Origin of the sequence: Micromonospora matsumotoense, assembly GCF_050951065.1 — a bacterium.
GTDB classification, from domain to species: Bacteria; Actinomycetota; Actinomycetes; order Mycobacteriales; family Micromonosporaceae; genus Micromonospora; species Micromonospora matsumotoensis.
Genome location: NZ_CP192025.1, coordinates 4,241,656 through 4,267,125 on the forward strand (window position 1 = coordinate 4,241,656; position 25,470 = coordinate 4,267,125).

The 25,470-nt window shown below is 73.5% G+C and carries 26 protein-coding genes; 11 read left to right on the forward strand and 15 right to left on the reverse strand.

Going from position 1 to position 25,470, the window contains the following annotated elements; translation table 11 throughout:
• Positions 1–132: 132 nt before the first annotated feature.
• A complete protein-coding gene (locus tag ACQP1S_RS18615; protein ID WP_432896975.1) occupies positions 133–423 on the reverse strand; it encodes a GNAT family N-acetyltransferase in 291 nt (96 codons plus the stop codon).
• Positions 424–463: 40 nt separating this feature from the next.
• Entirely contained in the window at positions 464–1,417 is a 954-nt protein-coding gene (locus tag ACQP1S_RS18620; RefSeq protein ID WP_432896978.1) for a helix-turn-helix domain-containing protein, read from the reverse strand.
• A 732-nt stretch (positions 1,418–2,149) separates the two neighbouring features.
• Here ACQP1S_RS18620 and ACQP1S_RS18625 point away from each other — a divergent pair.
• From ACQP1S_RS18625 to ACQP1S_RS18645, 5 genes are read left to right on the forward strand one after another with little or no spacing between them, the layout of a single operon-like run.
• Positions 2,150–2,314, forward strand: coding sequence for a lasso RiPP family leader peptide-containing protein (locus tag ACQP1S_RS18625; protein ID WP_141723044.1), 165 nt, complete (start codon positions 2,150–2,152; stop codon positions 2,312–2,314).
• A gap of 18 nt (positions 2,315–2,332) precedes the next feature.
• Complete coding sequence (locus ACQP1S_RS18630; RefSeq protein WP_432896982.1) at positions 2,333–2,953, forward strand: ABC transporter ATP-binding protein; 621 nt, start codon at positions 2,333–2,335, stop codon at positions 2,951–2,953.
• A complete protein-coding gene (locus ACQP1S_RS18635; protein ID WP_432896985.1) occupies positions 2,950–3,825 on the forward strand; it encodes an ABC transporter permease in 876 nt (291 codons plus the stop codon). Before ACQP1S_RS18630 ends, ACQP1S_RS18635 begins: the two co-directional genes overlap by 4 nt.
• A gap of 7 nt (positions 3,826–3,832) precedes the next feature.
• Positions 3,833–5,026, forward strand: coding sequence for an asparagine synthase-related protein (locus tag ACQP1S_RS18640; protein WP_432896988.1), 1,194 nt, complete (start codon positions 3,833–3,835; stop codon positions 5,024–5,026).
• Positions 5,023–5,301, forward strand: coding sequence for a PqqD family protein (locus ACQP1S_RS18645; RefSeq protein WP_363673743.1), 279 nt, complete (start codon positions 5,023–5,025; stop codon positions 5,299–5,301). The genes ACQP1S_RS18640 and ACQP1S_RS18645 overlap by 4 nt, the downstream gene beginning before the upstream one ends.
• Positions 5,302–5,378: 77 nt before the next feature.
• Here ACQP1S_RS18645 and ACQP1S_RS18650 read toward each other — a convergent pair whose 3' ends face one another.
• The 6 genes from ACQP1S_RS18650 to ACQP1S_RS18675 all read right to left on the reverse strand — a co-directional run bounded on the left by ACQP1S_RS18650 (position 5,379) and on the right by ACQP1S_RS18675 (position 12,704).
• Entirely contained in the window at positions 5,379–5,804 is a 426-nt protein-coding gene (locus tag ACQP1S_RS18650; protein ID WP_432896991.1) for a lasso peptide biosynthesis protein, read from the reverse strand.
• On the reverse strand, positions 5,797–6,744 hold the full coding sequence (locus ACQP1S_RS18655) for a nucleotidyltransferase family protein (RefSeq protein ID WP_432896994.1): 948 nt from the start codon (positions 6,742–6,744) through the stop codon (positions 5,797–5,799). Before ACQP1S_RS18655 ends, ACQP1S_RS18650 begins: the two co-directional genes overlap by 8 nt.
• Positions 6,741–7,598 carry a hypothetical protein gene (locus ACQP1S_RS18660; protein WP_432896997.1) on the reverse strand — a complete coding sequence of 286 codons (858 nt, stop codon included), beginning with the start codon at positions 7,596–7,598 and terminating at the stop codon, positions 6,741–6,743. The genes ACQP1S_RS18655 and ACQP1S_RS18660 overlap by 4 nt, the downstream gene beginning before the upstream one ends.
• An 85-nt stretch (positions 7,599–7,683) precedes the next feature.
• Positions 7,684–10,395 carry a fibronectin type III domain-containing protein gene (locus tag ACQP1S_RS18665; protein WP_432897000.1) on the reverse strand — a complete coding sequence of 904 codons (2,712 nt, stop codon included), beginning with the start codon at positions 10,393–10,395 and terminating at the stop codon, positions 7,684–7,686.
• Between the two features lie 374 nt (positions 10,396–10,769).
• Positions 10,770–12,173 (reverse strand): FAD-dependent oxidoreductase, encoded by a 1,404-nt coding sequence (locus ACQP1S_RS18670; protein WP_432897003.1) that lies wholly within the window; start codon positions 12,171–12,173, stop codon positions 10,770–10,772.
• A 33-nt stretch (positions 12,174–12,206) separates the two neighbouring features.
• Positions 12,207–12,704 (reverse strand): N-acetyltransferase family protein, encoded by a 498-nt coding sequence (locus ACQP1S_RS18675; RefSeq protein WP_432897006.1) that lies wholly within the window; start codon positions 12,702–12,704, stop codon positions 12,207–12,209.
• A 135-nt stretch (positions 12,705–12,839) separates the two neighbouring features.
• On the opposite strand from ACQP1S_RS18675, the gene ACQP1S_RS18680 reads away from it, so the two are divergent.
• From ACQP1S_RS18680 to ACQP1S_RS18695, 4 genes are read left to right on the forward strand one after another with little or no spacing between them, the layout of a single operon-like run.
• Positions 12,840–13,229, forward strand: coding sequence for an ArsR/SmtB family transcription factor (locus tag ACQP1S_RS18680; RefSeq protein ID WP_432897008.1), 390 nt, complete (start codon positions 12,840–12,842; stop codon positions 13,227–13,229).
• A complete protein-coding gene (gene arsB / locus ACQP1S_RS18685) occupies positions 13,226–14,314 on the forward strand; it encodes an ACR3 family arsenite efflux transporter (RefSeq protein ID WP_432897011.1) in 1,089 nt (362 codons plus the stop codon). The genes ACQP1S_RS18680 and arsB overlap by 4 nt, the downstream gene beginning before the upstream one ends.
• A gap of 45 nt (positions 14,315–14,359) precedes the next feature.
• Positions 14,360–14,767 (forward strand): arsenate reductase ArsC, encoded by a 408-nt coding sequence (locus ACQP1S_RS18690; protein WP_432897014.1) that lies wholly within the window; start codon positions 14,360–14,362, stop codon positions 14,765–14,767.
• Between the two features lie 31 nt (positions 14,768–14,798).
• Complete coding sequence (locus ACQP1S_RS18695) at positions 14,799–15,356, forward strand: GNAT family N-acetyltransferase (protein WP_432897017.1); 558 nt, start codon at positions 14,799–14,801, stop codon at positions 15,354–15,356.
• Between the two features lie 7 nt (positions 15,357–15,363).
• On the opposite strand, the gene ACQP1S_RS18700 is transcribed toward ACQP1S_RS18695, so the two are convergent.
• Together ACQP1S_RS18700 and ACQP1S_RS18705 are read right to left on the reverse strand one after the other, a co-directional pair.
• A complete protein-coding gene (locus tag ACQP1S_RS18700) occupies positions 15,364–15,969 on the reverse strand; it encodes a YdeI/OmpD-associated family protein (RefSeq protein ID WP_432897020.1) in 606 nt (201 codons plus the stop codon).
• Positions 15,970–16,174: 205 nt separating this feature from the next.
• Positions 16,175–16,750, reverse strand: a complete 576-nt coding sequence (locus ACQP1S_RS18705; protein ID WP_432897023.1) for a dihydrofolate reductase family protein — start codon at positions 16,748–16,750, stop codon at positions 16,175–16,177.
• Between the two features lie 71 nt (positions 16,751–16,821).
• On the opposite strand from ACQP1S_RS18705, the gene ACQP1S_RS18710 reads away from it, so the two are divergent.
• Entirely contained in the window at positions 16,822–17,388 is a 567-nt protein-coding gene (locus tag ACQP1S_RS18710) for a TetR/AcrR family transcriptional regulator (protein ID WP_432897026.1), read from the forward strand.
• Positions 17,389–17,479: 91 nt separating this feature from the next.
• On the opposite strand, the gene ACQP1S_RS18715 is transcribed toward ACQP1S_RS18710, so the two are convergent.
• Entirely contained in the window at positions 17,480–18,595 is a 1,116-nt protein-coding gene (locus tag ACQP1S_RS18715; protein ID WP_432897029.1) for a MerR family transcriptional regulator, read from the reverse strand.
• A gap of 122 nt (positions 18,596–18,717) precedes the next feature.
• A complete protein-coding gene (locus ACQP1S_RS18720; protein ID WP_432897032.1) occupies positions 18,718–20,394 on the reverse strand; it encodes a cellulose binding domain-containing protein in 1,677 nt (558 codons plus the stop codon).
• A 368-nt stretch (positions 20,395–20,762) separates the two neighbouring features.
• Between ACQP1S_RS18720 and ACQP1S_RS18725 the strand changes: the two genes are divergently transcribed.
• The gene (locus tag ACQP1S_RS18725) at positions 20,763–21,323 is read left to right on the forward strand and encodes a hypothetical protein (protein WP_176738910.1); all 561 of its coding nucleotides are present in this window, start codon (positions 20,763–20,765) and stop codon (positions 21,321–21,323) included.
• A gap of 397 nt (positions 21,324–21,720) precedes the next feature.
• On the opposite strand, the gene ACQP1S_RS18730 is transcribed toward ACQP1S_RS18725, so the two are convergent.
• Genes ACQP1S_RS18730 through ACQP1S_RS18740 form a run of 3 tightly spaced genes read right to left on the reverse strand, consistent with a single transcriptional unit; the run spans position 21,721 to position 25,399 of the window.
• Entirely contained in the window at positions 21,721–23,202 is a 1,482-nt protein-coding gene (locus ACQP1S_RS18730) for a glycoside hydrolase family 130 protein (RefSeq protein ID WP_432897036.1), read from the reverse strand.
• Positions 23,199–24,263: a glycosyltransferase gene (locus tag ACQP1S_RS18735; RefSeq protein WP_432897039.1), complete on the reverse strand. Its 1,065-nt coding sequence runs from the start codon at positions 24,261–24,263 to the stop codon at positions 23,199–23,201. Before ACQP1S_RS18735 ends, ACQP1S_RS18730 begins: the two co-directional genes overlap by 4 nt.
• Positions 24,260–25,399 carry a glycosyltransferase gene (locus ACQP1S_RS18740; protein ID WP_432897042.1) on the reverse strand — a complete coding sequence of 380 codons (1,140 nt, stop codon included), beginning with the start codon at positions 25,397–25,399 and terminating at the stop codon, positions 24,260–24,262. The genes ACQP1S_RS18735 and ACQP1S_RS18740 overlap by 4 nt, the downstream gene beginning before the upstream one ends.
• Positions 25,400–25,470: the final 71 nt, after the last annotated feature.

The following is a 25,470-nucleotide window of genomic DNA, read 5'->3' on the forward strand; positions in this document are numbered from 1 at the left end:
AATTGTCAGCGCAACAAACAGACCCCGTCAAGGAGGTGAACCCCGGCGATGCGCTGCGCGCACGCCCGCTCACCGCAGGGCGACCGACGGCCGCCTCGACACCGTCGAGCGACCCGGAACCGCCCCGGCACCCTACTTGATCTTGCGGGTGGACCGGACCACGATGTCCGCGTACTCCGGGTGCCGGCCCAGCCAGTCACCGAGGAACGGGCAGATCGGCACCACCGTGCGCCCCCGGACGCGGGCGTCGTCCATGACCGCGCGGGCCAGGGTCGACCCGACACCCCGTCCCTCGAAGGCCGGATCGACCTCGGTGTGCGTGTAGGCGATGATGGTGCCGGTCAACTGGTAGGTGACCATCCCGGCCAGCGTTCCGGTCTCGTCGCGCGCCTCGAACCGCTGCCGGTCCGGCGCGTCTGTCACGGTGAACTCCACCGGACCATCCAAACACGCGACGTCGGGGTCAGGATCGCAGCGTGCGGCTCGGCGGCTGGCCGTAGGCGGCCCGGTAGTCGGTGGCGAAGCGCTTCGCGTCCGTGAACCCCCAGCGGGCGGCGATCGCGGCCACCGTGTCGCCCGCTGCCGGATCGCCCCGGAGCAGGTCCTCGTGGGCGCGGCCCAGCCGGACCCGGCGGGCGTACCGGGCGGGGGTGGTGTCCTGGTATCGGCGGAACGCGTACTGCAGACCCCGGGCGGAGACGCCGGCGGCCTCGGCCAGCTCCGTCAGCGACACGTACCGATCGCTGTGCGCCTCCACGTGGTCCATCGCCCGGCGCACCACCGAGGGCGCGATGTCACCCGGGCCGCGCGGCTGGGGCACGACGGCGGCGCTCGGGAAGACCGCCAGCGCCGCCGTCGCCAGCATGTGCCGGACCTGCCCGATGATCAGCGGGTTGGTCGCCAGGTCGAGGTCGGCCAGCACCACCTGCCGGACGTACGCCAGCGTCCCCAGCCAGTGCCGCTCCAGTCCGGCCGAGACCGGACGGGTTCCCGCGAACCGCACCCGCCCACCGTCGCCTCCGAGCCGGCTGTGGGCGACCTCGTCGACCAGCGACGTCGGCAGCCCGACGGTGAACGACTCGACGGCCTCACACTCCAGTTCCAGCAACTGCTCCGCCGGCAGGAGGGCCACCTGGCCGGGTGCGACCCGGTGGACGTCCCCGCGGTCGCTGACCGACAACCGACCGTCACGCACGTGGATGATGTTGACCAGTCCGTGCGCGACGCCCTCCACCCGGATACGCGCCGAGTATCGCAGTCCGTGCAGCATGACATCGCCGAGCATGGTTCTCATGCCCTGCGGTTTCGCCCCCCCGGCCCCGAATTCGGACAACACGGCGGTAACGTCGGCGAAGGTGGCCCGGAAGAACGCGCGCACCTCGTCGGCGTCGGTCATGGTGTACCGCTGCCAGGGCAATGGCTGCACCCCGGCCTCAGGATCGGCTTCCACGGCTGATTGCGCCGTCGATCGCCGGGAAAGGGGCGGCCGGTAGCCCGCCATCCGGTGCCCTCCCGTGGCCACACCGCCCGGCCACGCACCGGGCGGTGAAAATCTAACAATGCCGCACTATAGGCGACATCGCGGAATGCCCCAGCTGTACTACCCCGGATCGGGCACCCTAGTCGCGCCACACATTCTCGATACGCGCATCAAGGTGGTGAAAGGCGAAAGCAAAACAGATCCGAGCAGCGCCAAAACAGATTTTTCGCTCACGAGAAAGGGTTGCGAAAGGCGAAGCGGCCGGGTCGAAATCACCCCGGGGCGTACCACCCGTCGCGTGCCCCGCCGGCCGGACACCGCAGCTTGGCCAGCATAGAAGGCTCGCACGACAGAGCACAGTGGGCGGCGGCGGCAGCCCGGGAACCGCTCCGACACAGGCCGCCGGCGGCAGTCATCAGACGGTCCACGCGCCCGGCCGACCCGCGCCGGGTCTCCGCACCGGCGGCGACGCCGCCCACGGCCCGCACTTCGTGGAACGAGGCCGCCGAGCGGCGTGACCACCGCAGTCTTGAAGCGTTGATTCCCGCGACGGCCACACCACGGGAGCCTGCCCCAGGAAAACTCCATATCGGATACTATCGCCCAAATACCCCGGAACGCCTGCAAGGTTGTCGTTCCGGCGTCCACCTACCGAAGCAGGGAACTGACATGGATTCACTCCGCGACCTCGACGGCACCCCCACCCCACCCGACGCCCCGGGCTACCGGCCCCCGACCGTCACCCGGCTCGGCACCCTCGCCGAACTCACCCAGGGCGGCACCGTCGGGCCCGACGACGGGCTGGGCGGCAACGGCGACGCCTCGCTGCTCTGAACCAACGGTGAGGGCCGGATGCCGATGCTGCGTCTCGTGCGGGCCACCCGACGGTTCGGTCACCGCAGTGTCTTCACCGACCTCGACTTCGAGGCGGCGGCCGGCGAACGGGTGCTCCTGGCGGGGCCCAACGGATCCGGCAAGACCACCCTGCTGCGGTGCCTGTCCGGCACGCTGGCCCTGAGCGCCGGGCAGGCCACCGTGGCCGGCCATCCGGTCGGTTCGCCGGGCGCCCGGCGCGCGACCGGCGTGTGCCTGGCGCCGGAACAGGGCCTCTACGAACAGCTCACGGCACACCAGAACATCACGCTCGTCGCCCGGCTCCGGCTCCCCGGACGGGCCGTCCGCGCCGCCGTCGACGCCATCGAGGAGGAGTTGGGCATCGCCCGCTACGCCAGCATGCCGGCCGTCCGCTGCTCGGCCGGCATGCGCGCCCGGATCAGCATCGCCCGGTCGCTCGTCGCCACCCCCGCGCTCCTGCTGCTCGACGAGCCGGGGCGCTCCCTCGACGAGGAGGGCCGGCGGTTGCTCTGGCAGACCATCGACCGGCGGACGGAGCTGACCTGTGTGGTCGCCTCCCACCACGCCGACGACGGTAACCGTTGCCAGCAGCGGCTCACCCTGACGGCGGCCGGATGACGCCACTGACCGGCCCGCGTCTGCACCCCCGGCCGGCACCGCCCGCCGCCGGCCCGGCTCCCCGGCTCGGGCCGGCGGCGGGCGGTCGAGCCGTGCTCGCCCTGGCCCGGCGGGACCTGGGCGAGCGACAGCTGATCCGGCTGCCACTGCTGCTGGATCTCGTGTTCGGGGTGGTGAACCTGCTGGTCTTCCTGTTCATCTCCCGGGTGTTGACGCCACCGGAGGCGCACCGCCTGCTGGGTGCGACGACCTACTTCGACTTCGTCGCGGTCGGCATCACCTTCATGCTCGTCCTCCAGGCCGCGAGCACCCAGTTGACCTCCCGGATGACCCGGGAGCAACGCGGGGGCACGCTGGAACTGCTGGCCGCCCAGCCGGTGCCGGCGTCCGCCCTCGCGGTGGGCACGGCCGCGTACCCGTTCCTGCTGGCGTTGCTGCGCGCCGGGTTCTACCTGGTCCTGCTGCACGCGCTGTTCGGCCTGCACACCGCGCGGGCCGACTGGTGGGGCGTCGTCACGGTCCTGGTGGCCGGCAGCGCCGCGATGATGGGGATCGGCATCGGGCTGACCGCGTTCGCCGTTGCCGTCGGGTACGGCGAGAGCGCCGCCCGGCTGCTGATCGTCGGATTGTCCTTCCTGTCCGGGACGTACTTCCCGGTGGCCGCGCTTCCCGGCGTCCTGCCCACCCTGACCGCCGTGCTGCCCAGCCGGATCGCGCTGGACGGCCTGCGCGCCGCGTTGTCCGGCGGCGCCTGGGCCGCCTCCGCACTCACCCTGCTGGCCGCCACCGTGCTGCTGTTACCCCTGTCGACCTGGGTCTTCGGGCGCGCGCTGCGGATCGCCGCCGCCCGGGGAACCCTCACCCGTGATTGAGGTGCCCATGCTCCGTCCGACCCCGTTCGACATCGCGTCCGGCACCGTGCTGGGCGTGGGGCCACCGACGCTGCGGGCCGTCCCGCCGGTCGCCCCGGACCCGCTCGCCGCGCTGGGCCGGGCGGTGCTGCCCGCGCTGCGCCGACCGCCGTGCGTGGTGAGCTTCTCCGGCGGGCTGGACTCGTCGCTGGTGCTCGCCGTGGCCGTCCGGATGGCCCGGTGGGAGGGCCTGCCCGACCCGGTCCCGGTCACCTGGCGGTTCACCGGCGCGCCCCGGGCCGACGAGTCGTCCTGGCAGGACCGGGTCGTCGCGGCGCTCGGCGTCGGGGCCTCGTGGGAGATCCTGCGGGCCGACGACGACCTGGACCTGATCGGCCCGGTAGCCGGCCGTTTCCTGCACCGGTACGGGGTACGGCATCCGGTGAACCTGCACCTGCACCTGCCGTTGCTGGAGCTGGCCGGTGGCGGAAGCCTGCTCACCGGCCTCGGCGGGGACCAGGTGCTGTCGGGGTGGCGTCGTCCGCCACCCCGGTCGGCCCGGGCCCGCCTGGGCCGGGTCCGGGTCCTCGCCCGTGAGCTGTCGCGCCGGCACCGGCCGAGGCGGCTGTTCCCGTGGCTGCCGGCGGAGACGGCCCGGCAGGTCAACCGCGCGCTGCGGGCGGAGCAGCGGGCCGAGCCGCGCCGGCTCGGCCCGCGCGTCGCGTGGCACCTCCGCCGCCGCGACCTGGTGATCACCCGGTCGGCGTTCACCGCCGTCGCCGAAGACCACGACGTCACCCCGGTCCACCCGCTGCTCGACCACGGGTTCCTGGACGCGCTCACCGCACTGGCCGGGCGACGGCACCACACCTCCCGCGACGCTCTGCTCGCCGAGATCGTCGGCGACGCCCTGCCGCCCGAGGTCACCGCGCCCCGCCGCAAGGCCCACTTCCGCGACGTCTTCCTGCGCACCCCGACCCGGGAGTTCGTCCGCTCCTGGGACGGCACCGGCGCGGACCCGGAACTGGTCGACGTGGCCGCGCTGCGCGACACCTGGTCCCGCTGGCCGATCCCCGGCGGCACCGCCGCCCTGGTCCAGCAGCTCTGGCTGGCGACCACACCACCCGCGGCCCCCCGGTTCCCACCACGAGCCACGCCGATCCGGGCGCTGCCGCCGGCCGGAGGGCGACGCGCCGGGGCCGACGCGGAGGTGAGCGGATGAGCCGGCCGGAGACCGTGCACCGGGTGGACCCGACCCGGGTGGCCTGGCGGCGGGCCGGCGACGAGGTGGTCGTGCTGGACACCGACCGCTCCGTCTACTTCGGGCTGGACCGCTGCGGGGCGTTGCTGTGGCAGCGCCTGGTCGGCGGCGCGACGCAGCGGGAACTGGTGACCGTGCTGGTCGCCGACGCCGCCGTGGATCGGGACCGGGCGAGCGCCGATGTCGCGGCCTTCCTCGACGACCTGCGCCGACACGGCCTGCTACCGGGGCCGTGACCCGCTGTCGGCCCGCCAGCCCGACCGGCCCGGATGACCCGACGTCAGGGCCGACCGCCAGGCCCGGGTGACCGGCGTCAGGGCCGTTCGCCCAGCCAGGCCGGCGGGGTGGGCCGGCGGAGGATCTCCACCATGGCCTCCCGCTCGGCGTCGGTGTCGCCGTCGAGCCAGGCGTGGGCGTGGAAACCGGTGCTCGGGGCGGTCACCCCGATGACGACCGTCCGGGCGACCAGCTGAGCGCCGTACCAGCGTTGCCGCACCAGGGAGCGTTCCAGGCAGTTGGCCCCCGTCCGGCGCAGCACGCCGAGCACCACCGCGCGGTGGGCGGCCGCGCCGGGCGGCGGGGCCGGCAGCCGCAGGTCGGTCATGCCCTGCCGGGCGAGCTGCCGACGCGCCTGACGCACCGCCCGGCCCGCCCAGAGGGCCGTCCGGGCCGCCGGCAGGCCACCCCGGCGCAGCGCCCGCGCCATGGCACGCAGGGTCGACCGGTGCCGGTCAGCCATGGCGGGAGCGCCGCGCCAACCGGGTGGCGGTCCGCAGCTCCCGCACCGCCGTCGGCAGGCTGACCACGTGCCGGGCGAAACGCAGCAGGTAGGCGGCCGACAGGCCCACCGGACCGCGCCGGGCCAGCCGGCTGCCGTGCCGCATCGCGGTGGGTGGTGGCAGGAGGTACGGCACCAGGTGCCGCCACCGGTCCCGTCCGGTGGGCAGCTCGGCGAGCCGGGCCAGCACGTACGCGGGGCCGGAGACCCGACGCACGGCGGCCCACTGCGTCCGGCTCGTCTGCCGGGGCAGGCCGAGGCGGTCCGCCAGCTCCGCGCCGCCCGGTGCCAGGCGCAGCCCGAAGCCGAACGCCGGCAGCGCGCCCGTCCGTGTGGCGAGCACGGTGGCCGCCCGCCACGCCTCGACCGGGAAGACCACCAACGCACGCAGTAGGTCGGCGTACGGCCGGTCGGAGCGACCGGGCATCGCGGCGTGCAGGGCGACCAGCAGGGCGGTGGCGGCCACATCGGGTACGGCGACCGTGCCGCCGGCCAACGGCAGCCGCTGCGCCGACGCCGACAGCAGGGCCCAGAACGCCTGCGGGTCGGTCACCCCGTGGAAGCCCCGGTGCAGGTCGACGACGATCGGGGCCGGGCCGGGCGCATACCAGGGGCGCTCATACCAGTGCAGGCGGGGATCGGGGCGGCCCGGCGGCAGCGCGCTGCGGAAGCCCGATCCGGCGAGAAGCGCTTCGGCGCGGTCGAAGTCGTCGGGCGCGACCAGCAGGTCGACGTCGGAATAGACCCGGCGTCCCTCGGTGCCGAGACGGCGGGCCAGCCCGGCCCCCTTGAGCAGGATGGCCGGTATGCCCCGGTCGGCCAGCCGGGCGCAGGTCGCCACGGCGGTCGCGTCGAGGGCGAGGTGCCGGACCGCCACGCCGGTGGCCTGCGGTGCGGTCACCGGGACGCCGCCACGGCCCGCGCGGCGGTGAGGGTCCGCTCGACCAGCCGCAGGGTCGGCCCGAGCGCGGCCCAGTCACGCGGCCGGGTGAGGTCCCACGCCGGCAGGGCGGCGAGGCCCAGCAGGGCGGCCGGGTCGGTGGGCAACCGGTGCCAGGACCGGCAGCCGGCGAGCCGGGCCAGCAGCTCCGCCGGGGGCACCGGGGTCGTCGCCGGCGTCCGGCCCCAGCCGAGGAAGAGCCAGCCGCCCAGCGGGGTCCGGTCGGCGATCGGCGGCAGGGCCACCCGCAGCCGCTCACCGGCCCGGACCGTCCGGGTGGCCAACGCCGGCCCCGGCACGGGTTCCCGCAGGTCGATGCAGCGCGGGCCGGCGTAGACCTCGGTCTGGCCGACCACCAGGATGTCGTCGGCGACCACCGGGACGTCCCGGGCGGCCAGGGCGGCGAGCAGGCTGCTCTTGCCGGCGGTACGCGGGCCGAGCACCGCCCAGGCCCGCCCGGCGTGGACGAACGCGCCACTGTGGAACGTCTCCCGGCCGGCCCACCGGTTGAAGACGGTCGCCGCCGGGGCGAGGTAGGGGTGGGCGAGCACGTCGGGGGCGAGCGGCGGGCCGTGGAAGGTGGCGGTGCCCCGCCGCCGGTCCACCGCGAGGGTCCGCCCGTCGGCGAGGACCCGCACCCCGCCGTCGAGGTCGACCGGCACCGGCGGTGGCGGCGCGGCGGTGGTCTGCCGGACGCGTACCGCCGGACGATCCGGGTGGGCCTCGGCCGGGGGAAGCTCCTCGACCTCGTCCAACCCGTGTACGCACAGCCCGTAGACGGACCGCCCGGTCGCCCCCATCACCGCCCCGTTCATGTCCTGGTCAACGACCGTCGTCGGCGCAGCGGTGCGGGTGGCGGTCGTGGTGACCCGCCACCCGCACCCCTGATGCGGCAGTGCCTCAGCGCACGGTGCCGGTGATCAGGCTCAACTTCTTCGACTCGGCCAACCGGCGGGCGTCGAGCGCCCGCTGCTTGGCCGACTTGGCCGCCGTGGCCTTCTTGGCCGTCTTGCCGGACCCGGCCACCGTGGGCACGGCACCGCCGCCGAGCGCGTCGACGTCGTACGCGATCCAGAAGGTCCCCGGCGTGTCGACGGCGAAGGTCAGCGCGATGTGCAGCTCACCACCGGGCCGCAGCCCGCCGAGTTCGAGCGGGATCGTCAGGGTGGTGCCGAGCCCGCCGCCGGGCGGGCTGGTCGCCGGCGCGTCCATCGACAGGTTGCGCACCAGCAGCGTCTGACCGTTGCTGATGGTGATCGAGCTGGTCGGGTTGACCGGGTTGACCACCCGCATGTGGGCGTGCACGGGCGGGGACGACGCACCGGGCAGCGGCGCCCCGTTCTCCTGGCTCAGGCTGGTGATCCTGATCCGGGCCTGGGTGATCGGCGCGCTGGACCGGTTGGTGAGGGTACGCCGGATGGTCAGCGACCCCGGGCTGCCGTCGACCCGGACCCGGTTGGGCGGGCTGCCCTGGGCGACGACCGGGTCGAGCAGCGTCGACTGCACCGCGGCGTTCTGCTGGTAGGTGCCCAGGCTGTTCTGCGGCGACGGGGTGCCGAGCGCGGACGGCACCCCGTTGATCGGGCCGAAGACGGTGGCCACCAGCCGGAAGTCCGCCACGTTGTCGTTGGTGTCCTGCGGCACGCCGGCGACGCCGAGCCGGTTCCAGGCGTGCGGCACGAACGGCGGGCTGCCGAACGCCGGCAGTGGGGTGCCCTCGGCGTAGCCGACCGTGGATCCGGCGGCGTCGACGACGGTGTGCGCGGTGTCCGGCGCGCGTAGCCGGAGGCCGTTCTGGCCCAGGTTGGACACCACCAGGTCGGGCTGGATGTTGAACAGCGAGTAGCCGGGGGACGTGAACAGGAAGGCGTGGCGGGGGGGCAGCGCGCGGGCGGAGCCCGGCACCAGGACCGTCCCGCCGCCGGGGTACTCGATCCGGAACCCGGCGATCGGCAGGTCGATACCGGTCGTGTTGATCACCGAAACGAACTGGTCGTTCGGCCCGTTGATGCCGGACTGGGCGAACTGGTTGATCAACACCTGGCCCGGCACGGCCGACACCTCGACCGTGACCTCGTTGGACACCGCTTCGGCCAGCGGGGAGACCCCGTCGTACTGGACCCGGAACGCGTTCAGCCCGAAGGCCGGCAGCTTGAGGTCGAACTCCGACCGGTTGAGCGCCACCGGGAACGTGCCGAGCCGCGTCTCGACGCCGTTGGGCTGTTGTTCGATCAGCGTCACGGTCCCGTCGGCCTGGCCCGGCCCGATGACGGCCGCGAAGTGCACCGAGGTGCCGAAGGTGGTGGCGGCGGTGGAGGCGGTCAGGGTGACCATGCTCTTGGGCTGCACCACCAGGCGGATCTGCTTGGTGGCGGTGACTCCGTTGGCGTCGGTGATCTGGACGGTGGCCGGGAAGGTGCCGACCGTGGTCGGCCGGCCGGAGATCAGGCCGGTGGCCGGGTCGAGGGTCAGCCCCGGCGGCAGCACGCCGTCGGCCAACCCCCAGGTGAACGGCGCGGTGCCACCGACCACGGTGAGCAGGTCGGAGTAGATCGCGTCGACCTCGGCCAGCGGGGGCGGCGGGAAGTTCAGGATGGGCGTCTTGTTGACGGTCATCACGATCAACCGGGTGCCGGAGCGGGCCACCGCGTCGACCACCCGGATCACCACCGGGTACTGACCGGCGACGGTCGGCACCCCGGAGATGCCGTTGGTGGTGGGGTTGAGGATCAACCCGGGTGGCAGCGTGCCGGAGGCCACCGACCAGATGAACGGCGGCACGCCGTGGGTGACGTTCAGGGTGGCGGTGTAGGCGACCCCGAGGGTGGCCTCGGTGGGCGCGTCGAACAGCAGGGTCGGCGACACGTTCGCGGTCACCGCCGACGACGGCGCGGACTCCGGGCCGGTGCCGGCGGCGGTGCGGGCCGCCACGGTGAAGGTGTACGTGGTGGTCGGGACCAGGCCGGTCACCGTGTTGGTGGTGGCCGGCCCGAAGGTCTGGGCGGCCTGCGGCACCCCGGCGACGTACGGGGTGATCCGGTAGCCGAGGATCGGCGAGCCGCCGTCCGGGCCGGGGGTCCAGCTCAGCACCGCCGAGGCGGTGTCTGCGGTGACCGCGATGATGGTCGGGGCGCCCGGCAGGGCGAGCAGCTTCGCCGCCTTCGAGCGCGCGCTGGCCGGGCTGGTCCCGGCGGCGTTCTTCGCGGCCACGGTGAAGGTGTAGCTGCCCTTCGCCGTCAGCCCGGAGACCTTCCGGCTGGTCGTCGAGGCGTCGAAGGAGACCGAGCGGGTCTTCTTTCCGTCCCGGTAGGCGGTCACCGCGTACCCGGTGATGGCGGTGTCCGGCGAGGCCGGCGCCTTCCAGGTGACCGTGGCCGTGGTGCGGAAGCGGGTGGCGGTGGGTGCGGCCGGGGCCGCCGGGGGTTTCGGCCGGGCCGCCACGGTGGTGGCCGGCGCGGCAGGAAGCGGGCGGTGGAGTGTGGACGCCGGGGGCGGGACGGACCGGCCGGGGTCACGCGCCGAGGCGGAGGTGGGTGCGGTGAGCAGGCCGACGAGCAGCAGCAGGGCGGCGACGAAGGCCGCCCGTGGGTGGAGACGGTGCACCAGGGACATGAAGTGTTCTCCCTCATCGGGGGGCGGTGGGCCACCACGGAGGAAGGGATGAGGCAGCCGTTCGGCTCTGGACCGCGTGCCTGATGCCCCGTACCGCGAAGGTGACCGGCGGAAATCGACCCGCTCCCCGCCGTCGACGGGAAGTCGAATCTCGATCTGTTCCTACCAGTTTTCCCAGCTCAGAAGGCATTGGAGCGGGTGTCGATCCGGCCGTGGCGAGGGGCCGCGCGGGCTGCGTCGCCTACCTGACACTGTGCTGCTGCGCGTACCGGAACCATGGTTTCGCCTCCGGACCGGTGCCTGCGGCGACCGCCGGCCACCACGGACGGTGCCCGCCGACGGGTCGGCGGGCACCGGGGAGCCGGTGGGGCGGGTCAGCCGGAGCAGCATCCCCCGGCGGGTGCGGCATCGACGGTGACCAGGCTCAGCGGGGCGGCGAGCAGCCCGCCGGCGAGACCGGTGGCCAGGCCCCGCCCGGCCGGCTCGACGGTCGGGGCACCGCAGCAGTCGTCGCCGTCGACCGTGTCGTCGGGGTTGCTGCGGCACACGCCCGTCTCGGGCAGGTCGAGTCGCACGTCGCGGGCGGCGGCCCAGTCCCCGGCGAGGGCGGCGACGACCGAGCGGACCTGCTCGTAGCCGGTGGCCATCAGGAACGTCGGGGCCCGGCCGTAGCTCTTCATCCCGACGGCGTGGTAGCCGGGCTCCGGGTGGGTGAGTTCGTCCACGCCGTGCGGGGGCACCGTCCCGCAGGAGTGCTCGTTCGGGTCGATCAACGGGGCCAGGGCCCGGGTCGCGCCCAGCACCGGGTCCAGGTCCAGCCGCAGTTCGGTGGTGATCGAGTGGTCGGGGCGGAAGCCGGTGGCGGCCACCACCCGGTCCACGGTGACCGTCTCCGCGCTCCCGTCGGCGTGCCGCACCACCACCGTCACCCGCCCGGCGGCGGGGGTGAGGGCGTGCACGGAGAAGCCGGGGAGCAGCCGGATCCGGCCGGCGTCGACGTGCGCACGCAGGCGGACGCCGAGGGCGCCCCGGGCCGGCAGCGCGTCGGCGTCGCCGCCGCCGTAGGTACGCGCCGGCGAGGCGGACCGGATCGCCCAGGTCACCTCGCTGCCGGGCCCGGTGGCGGCCAGTTCGGCCAGGGACAGCAGGGTGTTGGCGGCGGAGTGCCCGGCCCCCACGACCAGGGTGTGCCGGCCGGCGAACCGGTCCCGCGCCGCGCCGAGCACGTCGGGCAGCGCGTGTTCCAGGAAATCACTGGCCTCCCGCTCGCCACGGGCGGGCAGGCCGGCCCCGCCGAGGACGTTCGGGGTGCCCCAGGTGCCGCAGGCGTCGATCACCGCACGGGCCGCGATCTCCTCGCCGTCGGCGAGGCGGACCAGGAACGGGGTGGTGTCGCGGCCGGCGGTCCGCAGCCGGTCCAGTCCCACCCGGCTGATCGCCTCGACCCGCGCGTCGTAGCGCAGCCACGGCCGCAGACTCGGCAGCTCCGCGAGCGGTCGCAGGTAGTCGGCGACGAACTCCGCGCCGGTGGGCAGCGCCTCCGGGTCCGGGGCGGTCCAGCCGGCGGCGTCGAGCAGTCGCCGGGCGGCGGGGTCGATGTCGTACCGCCAGGGGGAGAAGAGCCGGACGTGTCCCCACTGGCGGACCGCCGCGCCCGGACCGTCGCCGGCTTCGAGGACGGTGCAGGGCAGGCCGCGCTCGTGCAGGTGGGCGGCGGCGGCGAGGCCGACCGGGCCGGCGCCGATCACCACGACCGGCAGGGTGTCCATGGTGTTCATCAGGTGACTCCTCAGGGCGGTGGGGCGGGGTGGTCAGTCGATGACGGGGCTGCGGCGTTCGAGTAGGACGACGTCGCGCCACCGCCCGTGGTGCCGGCCCACCCGTTCACGCCGGCCGACCACCCGGAAGCCGGCCCGCTGGTGCAGGGCGAGGCTGGCGGCGTTCTCCGGGAAGACCCCGGACTGGATGGTCCAGACGCCGGCCGCCTCGGTCGAGGCGATCAGCGCGTCCAGCAGTAGCCGGGCCACCCCGCGCCGCCGGGCGGCGGGGTCGACGTAGACGGAGTGCTCGACCACCCCGGCGTAGACCGCGCGGGCCGAGGTCGGGGCGACCGCGATCCAGCCGATCACGACGCCGTCGCCGTCGACCGCGACGAGCCGGTGCCCGGGTGACCGGCCCGCGTCGAACGCCGCCCAGGTGGGCGCGGTGGTCTCGAAGCTGGCGTCACCGGCGTCGAGGCCGGCCTGGTAGATCGCCAGCACCCGGTCGGCGTCGTCGGCGCGCATGCTGCGGAGGGTGACGTCGGCCATGGGCGGGCTCCGTTCGGCATCGGCGGGACCACCCGGGACCGGGTCGGCGGCGGGCGGGAACCGGAGCGCCGCACGAGGCGACGTCCGTCGGACCAGACAGTTGCACGCTGATTAGATTAGTGTCAACCTAGATGCATGTCTAAACAAGCGGGGCCCCTCGCCCCCGTCGACCTGAGCGCCGACGCGCCGTGCTGCCCGCCCCTGGTGGAGCAACGCCTACCGGCCGGGACCGCCGCGGTGCTCGCACCGGCCTTCAAGGCCCTCGGCGACCCGGTGCGGTTGCAGCTGCTGTCGATGATCGCCTCGGCCGAGGGCGGTGAGGTGTGCGTCTGCGACCTGACCCCGGCGTTCGACCTGACCGGGCCGACGATCTCGCACCACCTCCGGACGCTGCGCGAGGCCGGGCTGGTCGACGCCGAGCGGCGGGGCACCTGGGTCTACTACCGGGCCCGGCCGGCGCTGCTGCGGCAACTCGCCGCGCTGCTCACCGTCGTGCCGGCGACCGCCCGCCGGGAATGCCCGTGAGCACCGCCACCCACGACTCCCCCACCGCCCCCGCCGGGGTCGGCCGGCTGTCCCGCCTCGACCGGTTCCTGCCGCTCTGGATCGGCCTGGCGATGGTCGCCGGACTGCTCCTGGGCCGCCTGGTCCCCGGGCTGGACAGCGTGCTCGACGCGGTGGCCGTCGGCGGCATCTCGCTGCCCATCGCCATCGGCCTGCTGATCATGATGTATCCGGTGCTGGCCAAGGTCCGCTACGACCGGCTCGGCACGGTCACCGGCGACCGGCGGCTGCTGGTCTCGTCGCTGGTGCTCAACTGGCTCGTCGGCCCGGCGCTGATGTTCGCCCTGGCCTGGATCTTCCTCGCCGACCAGCCCGCGTACCGCACCGGCCTGATCATCGTCGGCCTGGCCCGGTGCATCGCCATGGTGATCATCTGGAACGACCTCGCCGGCGGCGACCGGGAGGCCGCCGCCGTCCTGGTCGCCCTCAACTCCGTCTTCCAGGTCGTCGCCTTCGGCCTGCTCGGCTGGTTCTACCTGGCCGTGCTCCCCGGCTGGCTCGGTCTTTCCGGCACCGGGCTGGCCGTCTCCGGCGTGGACCTCGCCGGCAACGTGCTGATCTTCCTGGGCATCCCGCTGCTCGCCGGCTACCTCACCCGCCGCCTCGGCGAACGCGCCCGGGGCCGCGACTGGTACGAAACCCGCCTGCTGCCCCGGATCGGCCCCGCCGCCCTCTACGGGCTGCTGTTCACCATCGTGATCCTGTTCGCCCTCCAGGGCGACGCGATCACCGGCCACCCGCTGGACGTGGCCCGGATCGCCCTGCCGCTGCTGGTCTACTTCGCCGTGATGTGGGCCGGGTCCTACCTGCTCGGCCGGGCCGTCGGCCTCGGCTACCCGCGTACCACCACGCTGGCCTTCACCGCCGCCGGCAACAACTTCGAGCTGGCCATCGCCGTCGCGATCGGCACCTTCGGCATCGCCTCCGGCCAGGCCCTCGCCGGGGTGGTCGGCCCGCTCATCGAGGTGCCCGTCCTGGTCGGGCTGGTCTACGTCTCCCGCTGGGCCCGCCACCGCCTCTTCCCCACCACCGCCGCCCGCTCCTGACCCGCGCGGCCCGCCCGCCACCGGGCCACCCCGAAGGGAACCACCGTGACCGACAAGCCCAGCGTCCTGTTCGTCTGCGTGCACAACGCCGGCCGCTCCCAGATGGCCGCCGGCTGGCTGCGCCACCTCGCCGGTGACACCGTCGAGGTCCGCTCCGCCGGCTCCGCGCCCGCCGACACCGTCAACCCCGCCGCCGTGCAGGCCATGCGCGAGGTCGGCATCGACCTCACCGACCAGACCCCCAAGCTCCTGGAGTACGCCAGCGCGGAGTCCTCCGACGTCATCGTCACCATGGGCTGCGGCGACACCTGCCCGGTCTTCCCCGGCAAACGCTACGAGGACTGGAAGCTCGACGACCCGGCCGGCCAGGGCGTCGAGGCGGTCCGCCCGATCCGCGACGAGATCCGCGCCCGGGTGGAGCAACTCCTCGCCGACCTGCGACCGGCAGGCTGACCCCGGCCACGGTGGGTTAGAGTCCGACCGCATGGAAGGCACCACACTGCGCACCGCCCGCCTGGCACTCCGCCCGGTCCGGGACGAGGACGTCGACCGCATCCTCGAATACCGCAACCTGCCGGAGGTCACCTACTGGCTGCTGCGTACCGAGGTGGAGCCGGCGGCCTTCCGGGCGGCGTGGCGACGCGCGGCGGCGGACCCCCACGACCACAGCGTGGCGGTCACCCTGGCCGGCCTGGTGATCGGCACGGTCTCGCTCGACGTGGTGGACGGGATGGGCCAGCCGGGCATGCCGGCACGCACGGAGGCGCAGCTCGGCTACATCTTCGACCCGACCCACGCCGGCCGGGGCTACGCCACCGAGGCGGTCGCGGCGATGGTGGCCCACGCGTTCACCGGGTTGGGCGTCCGCCGGATCACCGCCGGCTGCTTCGCCGACAACCTCGCCTCGGTGCGGGTGCTGGAGAAGGTCGGGATGCGTCGGGAGCAGCACGGCGTCGGCGATTCCTGGCACGCCGAACGGGGCTGGGTGGACGGCTACACCTACGCCCTGCACGCCGACGCCTGGCGCGCGACGCCACGATAGACAGGGATCACGGCGACTGTGGGGGCCTGGCCTTCTGCGGGTAGATCGTCTCGTGGCGGGCCAGCATGGCGACGAACTCACCGATCCTCCGCTCGCGGGTCTGCGCCCGTTTCAGCGCGTGGAGTCGGTGAATGAGCGCGAACCGGTTGGCGCTGGTGAGCACGTCGAACATGGCCTGGGCGGCCGGGTCGGCGGCGATGGCGGCGAGCAGGTCCGCCGGCACCTGGGCCTCCGACGGCGGGGCGTAGGCGGCCGCCCACCGCCCGTCCGCCTTCGCGGCCTCCACCGCGGCGCGGCCCGAGGGCCGCATCCGCCCCTGCTCCTCCAGCCGGGCCACGTGGGCGACGTTGCGTTGCGACCAGGAGCTGCGCGGCCGGCGCGGGGTGAACCTGATCCAGGAGGTCTCCAGGTCCCGCTTGCGGGCCTGCCCGTCGATCCAGCCGAAGCACAGGCCCTCGTCGACCGCCTGCTGCCAGGTCAGCGTGGTGACCGTGCCGCCCTTGCGGGTCAGGGCGAGCCACACGCCGGGCGAGGTGGCGTGGTGGGCCGACAGCCATCCGCGCAGCGCGTCCGCGTCGGCGACGATCAACTCATCCAGTTCGGTGCTCACCATGCCGGCAGGCTAGCTGTAGCGAGCCCGAACTCGATCCGCGCCGCCGACCACCTGTGCCCTCACCCCCTCGATCCGCGCCACCACCGCCGGAACCGTCGCCGTGGGCTGATGCAGCGGCTCGATCAGCCGGCGACGACCCTGGAGCGTCAACGGAGCGTTCGGGCGCGGGTGACCGTCGCGCGATGGATCCGCATGATCGCGGCGCTCACGCTCTGCCCCGGGAGGCGTACTCCTCGATCGCGACGCCGGACTCGAATGAGCGGCTGCCGGTCAGCGTGAACGCGCGCGGTGCGTAGGAGGCGTTGCCGAACATGGAGATGCCGGAGCCGAAGGCGACGGGGTTGCGTTTCAGGACGAGGTGGTCGATCTCCGACAGGAGCGTGCCTGCGAGTTCGCCGCCACCACAGAGCCAGACATCCAGACCGCCTTCCTGCTTCAGGCTGCGGACCGTGGCGAGCGGATCGTCGGTGAGGGCGATCGCCGGGTCGACGTCGCGTGGGTGGCGGCTCGCGACGACCTGACGCAGGTGCGGGTAGGGACTGGCGACACCGGCATCGAGTGCGGGGGTGAGCGTGTTCCACCCCATGATCACCGTGTCGAATCGCGTTCTCGGCGGCTCGATTCCCCGCGCTGCGTGGGCGTACCCGGGTAGCGCATCCGCGTACTCGCCGAACACCACCGACGCGTGATCGCCTTCGACGAGGAACGCATCGAACCCGCCTGTCGGGTCGGCGATGTACCCGTCGACGCTGACGGCGACGTAGTAGACGAGCTTTCGCATGGCGTCTCCAATCACGACATCTGTCGTAGTAAAACTACAACAGGAGTCGTGGTTTGGCTAGCATGAGCGACATGGCTCGCAACAACGAACGACGCTCCGCTCTCGCCGACGCCGGGATCCGCGTGCTCGCCGAGGAGGGAGCCCGCGGTCTCACTCACCGCGCCGTCGACGCCGCAGCCGGCACACCACGCGGCACCGCCTCGAACTACTTCCCCACCCGCGACGATCTCATCTCCGCACTGGTCGACCGCATCGGAGAGCGGCTCACGCCCGATCCCGAGGTCGTTGCCTCCCGTGACACGCGGCCTCCCGACCGGGCACTCTTCGCCGACTACCTACGCGACGTCGTGCGACGACTGAGTGCTGACCCGCATGTGTCACTCGCCCTCTTCGAGCTGCGGTTGGAAGCTGCGCGACGCCCCGCCATCGCCGCAACGCTCGGAGCGTGGCGACAGCGAGCCTTCCAGGAGGATGTCGCATTCCACGGCGACTCCGGTCTGCCCGGAGGGCAAACCGAACTCGCCCTCTTTCATTACGCCATTGACGGACTGATGCTCGACCACCTCACCGCGCCACTCGACACCGGATTGTCCGTCGACGCCGCCATAGCCGAGTTCGTCGACCGCATACTCCAGTGATCCCGGGTCAGCCCTACGAGGGCGCCCGTCCACAACCTCCTGGCCCGCGACAGCGGGCACGCCGCACGACGTCGCGCCCCGGTGCGGGCGGTCAGGCCACGAGCAGGCGGAGACCCAACTCCGCGGTGTCGCGGGCGAGAAGGTCGTGGTTGCGCTCGGCCCACCGGCCGGAGGCGAGGTCCTCCCCCAGCATCCGGACGGCCCGTTGCTCGGCCGGCGGTCCGACCCTGGTCCATACCGACATCGCCCGGCGCACCCGCTCGTCCAGGTACGCCTCGGGCCGCCGCCAGTACGCCTCGAACAGTCCGTCGGCGCAGTCCCACGGGACCGGCACCGGCTCGGCGCGCCCGCCGATCGCCCGGGTCAGCTCGCCCAGCGGGGGCCAGCCGACGAGCAGGCCCGCGAACTCGGGCAGGTAGTCGCGGGTCAACCAGAACCGTTCCCGCCAACCGGTCTCGTCGGCGTCGTAGCTGAACACCACCACGCGGCGGGCCACCCGCCGCATCTCCCGCAGCCCGGCGACCGGGTCCGGCCAGTGGTGGACGGTGCTGACCGCCATCGCGGCATCGAAGGACCGGTCCTCGAACGGCAGCCGCTCGGCGGTGGCGGCCACGCACGGCGCCGCGCCCACCGGACGCAGGGCCCGCATCACCGCCGACGGTTCCACCGCCGTGACCGCACGGTCGGGCGGCTCGTAGGAACCGGTGCCGGCCCCGACGTTCAGCACCGTCCGGGCGTCCCCCAGCGCGGCCCAGAGGCGCGCGGCGATCCGTGGTTCGGTGCGCCGCGTCGCCGGGTAGGCGGACCCGATGGTGTCGTACAACTGCGCGCCGAACCCGCGCAGCTGTTCCTCCGGTGTCGTCGGAATCCCCATCGCCCGCGCCTCCAGTTCCCGGTCGATGGCCGCCACCATGGCGGCGGCCCGGTCGCGTTGGTCCGTCAGCAGGCCCCGCAGCCGGCACAGGTGGGCGACCGGGTCGGTCGCCGGGTCGTCCACCAGCGCCGCGATCTCCCGCAGTCCGAAGCCGAGCCGCCGGTAGCCGAGCACCTCCCGCAGCCGTCGCACATCGCCGGCGGAGTATGCCCGGTGCCCCGCCGGGGTCCGCGTGGACGGCGTCAGCAGGCCGATCTCGTCGTAGTGGTGCAGCGTGCGGACGGTGACCCCGGCCAGCTCCGCCACCCGCCCCACGGTCAGGTGTTCCTCCACGGCACCGACTATGTGCCCTGACGCCGCGTGAGGAGCAAGCGGGCCGGCGCACCCGAACGGGTACCGCCCCTCCGGCGACGGAGGGGCGGTACCCGTCTGGTGGCTCGCCTTCCGCGTGCCGGTCAGGCCACGGTGCAGGGGATGCCGTTGAGGGTGAAGGCGGTCGGTTCGGCGGTGTTGCCGGTGTGGTTGGCCTGGAAGCCGATCTCGACGGTGGCACCGGGGGCGAGCGTGCCGTTGTAGCTGACGTTGCGGGCGCTCACCTGACCGCTGGTGGGCGAGAAGGTGGCGTTCCAGCCCGAGGTGACGGACTGGCCCGACGGCAGGGTGAAGGCCAACGTCCAGCCGTCGATCGTCGAGGTGCCGGTGTTGGTGATGGCGATGTTGGCGGTGAAACCGGAGGCCCAGGTGCTCATCGTGTAGGTGACCCGGGGGCCGGTCCCACCACCGGGAGTGGGAGTGGGAGTGGGAGTGGGAGTGGGGGTCGGCGTGGGGGTCGGCGTCGGGGTGATGGTGGGCGTGGGGGTCGGCGTCGTGCCGCTCACGCTGGTCACGAAGGTCATGATGCTGCGCGCGGGGAGGCTGACGGTCAGGGAGCCGTTCGACATGGTGAGCGCGCCCTGCGGTGCGACGGTCCGGCCCCCGTCGGTCAGCCAGTTCGAGACGCTGCGGGACCCGGTGGCGCCCGAGAGGGTGAACTGCTGGCTCACCGCCGAGGTGTTCTTGTTGACCGCGACGATGACGACGGTGTCACCGCCCCGGTACGCCGAGACGTAGACGTTCGACGCCGGGTTCGCCGTCGCGTCGACCCGCACGAATCCCGGGCGGACGAACCTGGCGAAGTGCGCCATCATCGCACCCCGCTTGCTGATCTGGCCGTCCTCGCGCATCGGGCCGTAGCTGCGCCGCAGGTACCACCAGACGTACGCCTGGAACTCGGCGTCCACCATGGCGTGGTGGATGTGCTCCCCGACGTCGAGCGCCTCCGGCCAGGCGTCCCCCGAGTTCGCGTTGCTGTTCGGGTAGTACACCTCGGACATCCAGAGTTCCTTGCCCGCGCCCTTCTGCTTGAACAGCGGGTACGGGAAGTTGGAGTACGACGTGCCGTAGAGGTGCGCCCCGATGACGTCCACGTTGGCCAGCGCCGTGGCGTCGTTGAGGATCGGGTCCGACACGGACTTGACGTACTGGAAGGACTCGGGCGCCATGACCTTGGTGGTGAGCGAGCCGGCGTTCTCCCGCAGGAACCGGTTCATCTCGGCGGTGGTCCACCAGGTCCAGTCGTGCGCGTAGTCGGGCTCGTTCTGCACCGAGATGCAGTACAGCGGCACCCCGTTGGTGCGCATGTACGCGGTGAAGTCGTTGAGGTGCTGGGCATAGGCGGCGTACGAGCTGTACCGCAGCCGCTTGGCGTTGGTCTGGCTGCCCCGGGTGAAGGTCTCGATCATGCTGGCCGGGGGGTTCCACGGCGACGCGAAGACGGTCACCCCGAGTTCGACAGCCCGCTTCGCCGTGGCCAGGTCACGGCCGAAGTCCGCCTGGCTCTCGCCGACCGGGATCCGCAGCACGGAGAAGCCCAGTCGCCCCTCGCCGGTGCCGAACGCCGTATCCCGCTGGGCGGCGGTCAGGTCGCCGATCCAGGCGGCATGGGCCATCGCACCGAAACCCTTGATCGTCTGCCGCGATGCCGACGGATTGATGCTCGCCGGCGCGGCCGAGGCCTCCGTGGCCCCCAGGGCCGCCGTGGCCGCCGCCACCGGCAGGGCCCCCAGCGTCGTCAGGACGACTCTGCGGCTCAACTGCTTTCGCTCGCCGCTGACCGGCCCAATCTGATCCTGCGTCATTTCTTTCGTCCTCCTGGTGGTGGTGATACGCGCCTTCCCGGTCCCATCGACCCGGTCGGCACCGAATCTGCTGCGTCGCCACGGGGATGACCTCGACCTCACCGGCGGCGTTTCGACGAAACATATCGACTGTAATGATTGTGAACGTTAACGGCCGGAGTTTAGTTTCCGCCCCCGGAGGGGTCAAGCATGCGCAGGCCGCACAAAGGGGCGTGCCGATCCGGGCGGTGTTCCGATCGTCGCGCACCGCTATGGCGTACGCGACGACCGTGAGCAAACCGCCCGGGACGGTCCGCCGCCCGACAGTTGCTAGCGTGATCATCATGGTGGAGCTGGAAGAGCTGGTCCTGACCCCCGACGAACGGGCCCGGGGGGTCCGGGTCGACAGCGTGCTGTTCGGCATGGACTGGACCGGCGAGGAGCACCCCGGCCAGTTGGCCGCATTCGTGGCCGGTCGGGTACGGGCCTTCGGGGCGGAGCCCACAGACGTCGACACCACCGTCGTCTACCAGGCCGCCGAGGCCGACCCGACGCTACGCCGCGGTGACTTCCCGATCCGCCAGCTCGACCATCTGGCCGGCGTGCTGGCACATCTCGGCTGCACGCTCGCGGTGTGGGACAGCGGCACCGACACCTACGAGATACTGGTCGCGCTGACCGGTGGGGATGAGTTGACCGGGCTGACCTACCAGGGCCTCCCGGTGCGGGCCTGGGGCTCGGCAGCCGAGGAGACGCTGGTCAGCCTGGACTGCCCGAACTGCGCGGAACTGCTGGTCTGGCAACTGCCGGCGACCCAGACCCTGGCCGACGAACGCTGCGACTGCGGCGCCGCGTTGTTCGACGCCACCGGCCGCCCACTGCCCCACGTCACGCTCCACGACTGAGTCTCCGGCACCCCCGACAACCAGGGGACGATGAGCATCGACGACCCGGAGCGGTTACCCAGAGTGTCGTCCGCACACCGGGCAGAACGGGTGGCCCGCTGTCCTCGTTGATGCGCATGCCCAGGACGCGGCGTAGCAGGCGGCGGGCGCCCAGGGATCGGAACAGTCGCGCACCGTCTTCTCCGGACGTCCGATCACCTGGCGACTCTGCCACCGCCTGCCGGCCGGGATCCCGATCTACACGGACGGGCCGTCGTACCCCGGACAGCGCCCGAACGGGCGGGAATCCATCGATCGACATGGTCCTGCGACCGAACCTCTCCCCCATCGGTGGCCTTTCGGACCGCTCGCTCCTGGTCGGGCACCGCCCCGGCAACGCCGACGCCGCCGTCCGGCGTCAACCGGGCGGCAGCGCGGGTTCGGCCATCGCCGCGACGAGCGCGGCCACCGGTACGGTCGCGAAACCGACCCGGGCGTCGCTGGCCCCGTACGGCAGCCAGAGCAGGCCGGCGTGCACGAGCGCGCCGCAGGAGTAGACGACGTTCGGCACGTACCCGTCGCGCTCGGTCTCGTCGGGGGCGAGTAGCGCGCCGGGCAGTTCGGCGACGACCCGCTCCGGGCGGTGCAGGTCGAGCAGGAGCGCGCCGATGGCGTACCGGCGCATCGGGCCGACACCGTGGGTGAGCACGAGCCACCCCGCGTCCGTCTCGACGGGTGAACCGCAGTTGCCGACCTGGATCAGCTCCCAGCCCCGGCGGGGGGCGTGCAGTGGTACCGGCCGCTGCCACTGGTTGTCGCCGTCCAGGCTGGTCAGGCCGATGGTCTCCCCGTCGGCACGGCACAGCGCGAGGTGCCGGCCGCCGACCGTACGGGGAAACAGCGCGACCCCCTTGTTGCGGACGCCCGGACCACGCATCGGGGTGATCTCGAAGCGCCGCAGGTCGGTGCTGCTCAGGGCCCGGGTGGCGATGCGTTGCCCGTCGTACGCGGTGTAGGTGGCCCGGTACACCGGTCCCGACTCGTCGACGAACCTGACGAACCGGGCGTCCTCCATCCCGTTCCGCTCGTCCGGGGTGGCCGGCCAGAGCACCCGTTGCGGCAGTCGACTGTCGGCGGGGAACTCGACGGCGTAGCTGGCCGAGTCGATCCGTCGCAGGTGGGCCACGGTGGCCGGGGCGGTGCCCCGGGACAGCAGGTCGGCCGGCAGGTCGGCGATGACCCGGTCGAGCAGGGCCTCGTCGTAGCGGGCCGGCAGGGCATCCAGCACGGTGGCGGACACCTCGTCGTCGCAGTCGATCTCGGCGAGCCCGGCGGCGAGCAGATCGCGGCGGTGCCGCAGCGGAACCCGCCGGCCCACGGTCAGCGGGCCGGACCGGGCATCGACGGTCAACTGGTCGCCGGGCCCGAGCACGGCGTCGGCGAACCCGATCGACGACAGGTGCCCCTCGCCGATCTGGCGCAGGCTGATCGCGACCCGGAGCTGACCCGCCGCCAGCCCGCCCTGGTCGGGGTGGACCACCATGGACGGGTTGCACAACGCGGCGGACTCCACCGCGTACTCGTGGCTGAAGTAGGCACCGACCAGCAGGCGGGTGGCCGGGTCCAGGTCCCGGGACCGGGAGGCCCGGTGCCGGACCAGGTCGTGGTGGTGGTGGAAGGTGCGATCCAGGTCCCGGTGCCGGTCGCCGAAACGGTGCCGGGTGTCCCGCAGCAGCCGGCCGGTCTCCTCGGCGTCGAGTCGGCAGATCCGGTCGATGAGCGCCTGCGCCCGGCTGCGGGCCACGGCCGCGTCCTCACCGGGGACGAAGAGCCTGACGACGACCCGGCCCGGGTCGGGGCGCAGGGTGAGGTCCCGTCGGACGACCGGGGGTCCCGTCACGACCACCGCCGGGCGTGCTGCAGGGTGGAGATGAGCGCGAGGGTCGACTCGGCACCCTGGTTGAGGTTGGGCCCGTGCCGGGTCAACCCGTCGTAGCCACCGCCGGTGGCCGGGTCCCACATCGGGGTGCCGACGTCGTTGTCGCCGAGGAACCACCCGACGGCCTGCCGCACACCGGTCTCCCAGCCGGCGTCACCGGTGACGGTGGCGGCGGTGGCACAGGCGTCGGCGAAGGCGGCCACCTCGATCGGCTGCTGGTCGTGGCGCAGCCGCACCGCGCCCCGCGCCCAGCCCCCGGCCGGCACGACCGACAGCCGCCCGTCGCGCAGTTGGACGTCGCGCAGCCAGGCCAGCATCCGCAGGCCGTTGTCGAGCAGCGGTCCGTCGTGCCGCAGCTGGCTGGCCGCGATCACGACCTCGGCGAGAGCCGCGCTGGCGTAGCTCAGCCGCGGCTGCGGCCAGGGCCAGTCCGGATCGGCCGGCGGAGCACCGATCGAGGTGGCCGCGTCGGACAGCAGCGCGGCGGCGACCGCGTGGCTGGGGTGACGGCGCAGCACCTCGACGGCACCGAGCGCGGCGAAGGCCATGGCGTGCGGGGCCGGGCTGCGACGCACGGCTCCCGTGCTGAAGGCGACCAGCGCCTCCTCCCGGATCCAGGGTGCCGGGCTGCGGGCCACTGCGGTGCCCAGCCCCCACAGCGCCCGTCCCCACCAGTCGCCGAGGCCGGGCTGGTCGGCCCAGTGCCGGTCGAGGCCGAGTCGGTTGTGGAAGGCGCCCCGGGAGTTCTGCGCGTGGGTCAGGAAGGCGAGGTAGCACTCCGCGAGCCGGAGCACCGCGCCGGTCGGCTCCGGCTCACGGCTGGTGACGACGAGGCCGCGGGCGACGTCGTCGGTGCAGTAGCCGTGCCGCCGCCGCACGATGGCGTGCCGGGCGTGTTCGAACAGCCCGGTGTCGTCGCTCAACCGGGCGAGGTGGGCGAAGCTCGGTGCGGGCGTGGCCGGTCGGTGCCCGGTGGCCGCGCTGCCGGCCGGTGGACCGGCCCGGCCGACGGTCGCGGTCACGCCGGCACCCCGCTGACCACGGGCGGCCCGGTGGCGGTGAGCCGGTCGGCGAGGGCCGCGTACCGGGCCGCCACCGCCGGCCAGCGCAGCTCGGCGGCCACCGGTCGACGGCGGCCGGCGAGTCGGGCCGCCAGGCCCGACTCCGTCAGGATGCGCCGGACCGCCGTGGCCAGCGCCGTCGGGTCCGCATAGGGTACGACCAGACCCGGCCCGCCGGTGAGCAGCTCCACGGCGTGCGGGAACGGGGTGGCCACGACGGGAATCCCGGCGGCCACCGCCTCGACGAGCACGCCGGAGGTGACCTGCTCGCGGGAGTCGTACGGGAGCAGGACCACGTCGGCGGAGCGGATCAGCGCGCCGAGCGTGGCCGAGTCGTGGTAGACCGCCTGGTAGTCCACGGTGTGCGCGACACCCAGTTGCGCGCCGAGTTGGTGCAGGCCCGCCCGGTACCGCTCGCCCTGCTGCTCGATCACCTTGGGATGGGTGCGGCCCGCGACGGTGAAGGTGGGGGTCGGTTCGAGGTCCTGCAACCGGGCCAGCGCCCGCAACGACCACTCGATGCCCTTGCCGGGGCCGAGCAACCCCCAGGTGAGCAGGTGCGGGCGGGTGCGGCGCGGGCCGGACCCGCCGACCGGGTCGGCGGTGCCGTGCGGGATGACGGTGACCCTGGTCGGGTCCACGGCGTAGCCGACGAGCAGCCGGTCCCGGGCGGTGTCGGTCATCGTGACGACCGCCGCCGCCTCGGCGACGATCTGCTCCAGCAGGGACCGCTGCCGGGGGGTGGGCTGACGCAGCACGGTGTGCAGGACCACGATGCTCGGAACGTCGAGCCGGCGCAGCAGCGGCAGGAGGTCCCGGCCGTCGACGCCCGGATAGATGCCGTACTCGTGCTGGACGACGGCGATGTCGTAGGTGTTCAGGGCGGCGGCGGCTTCCCGCCAGCCACCCGGGGTCCGCGCCGACCAGGTGTGCACCACGCCGGGCGGGGTGGCCCCCTGGTCGTCGGTGCCGTCGGTGACCCGGACGACGCCGCCGGGTTCGCCGCCGCCGGTGAGGTGCGCGGCCAGCGCGGCGTTGAAGGTGGCCAGGCCGCACCGGGTCGGTGGGTGGGTGCTGAGAAAACCGTAGCGGGGCATGGGTCTGGCCTTCCGATTGTCGGCCGCGGCCCGGGGTGACGGGCGCGACGCGGGCCGGCGGGTGTCGCCGG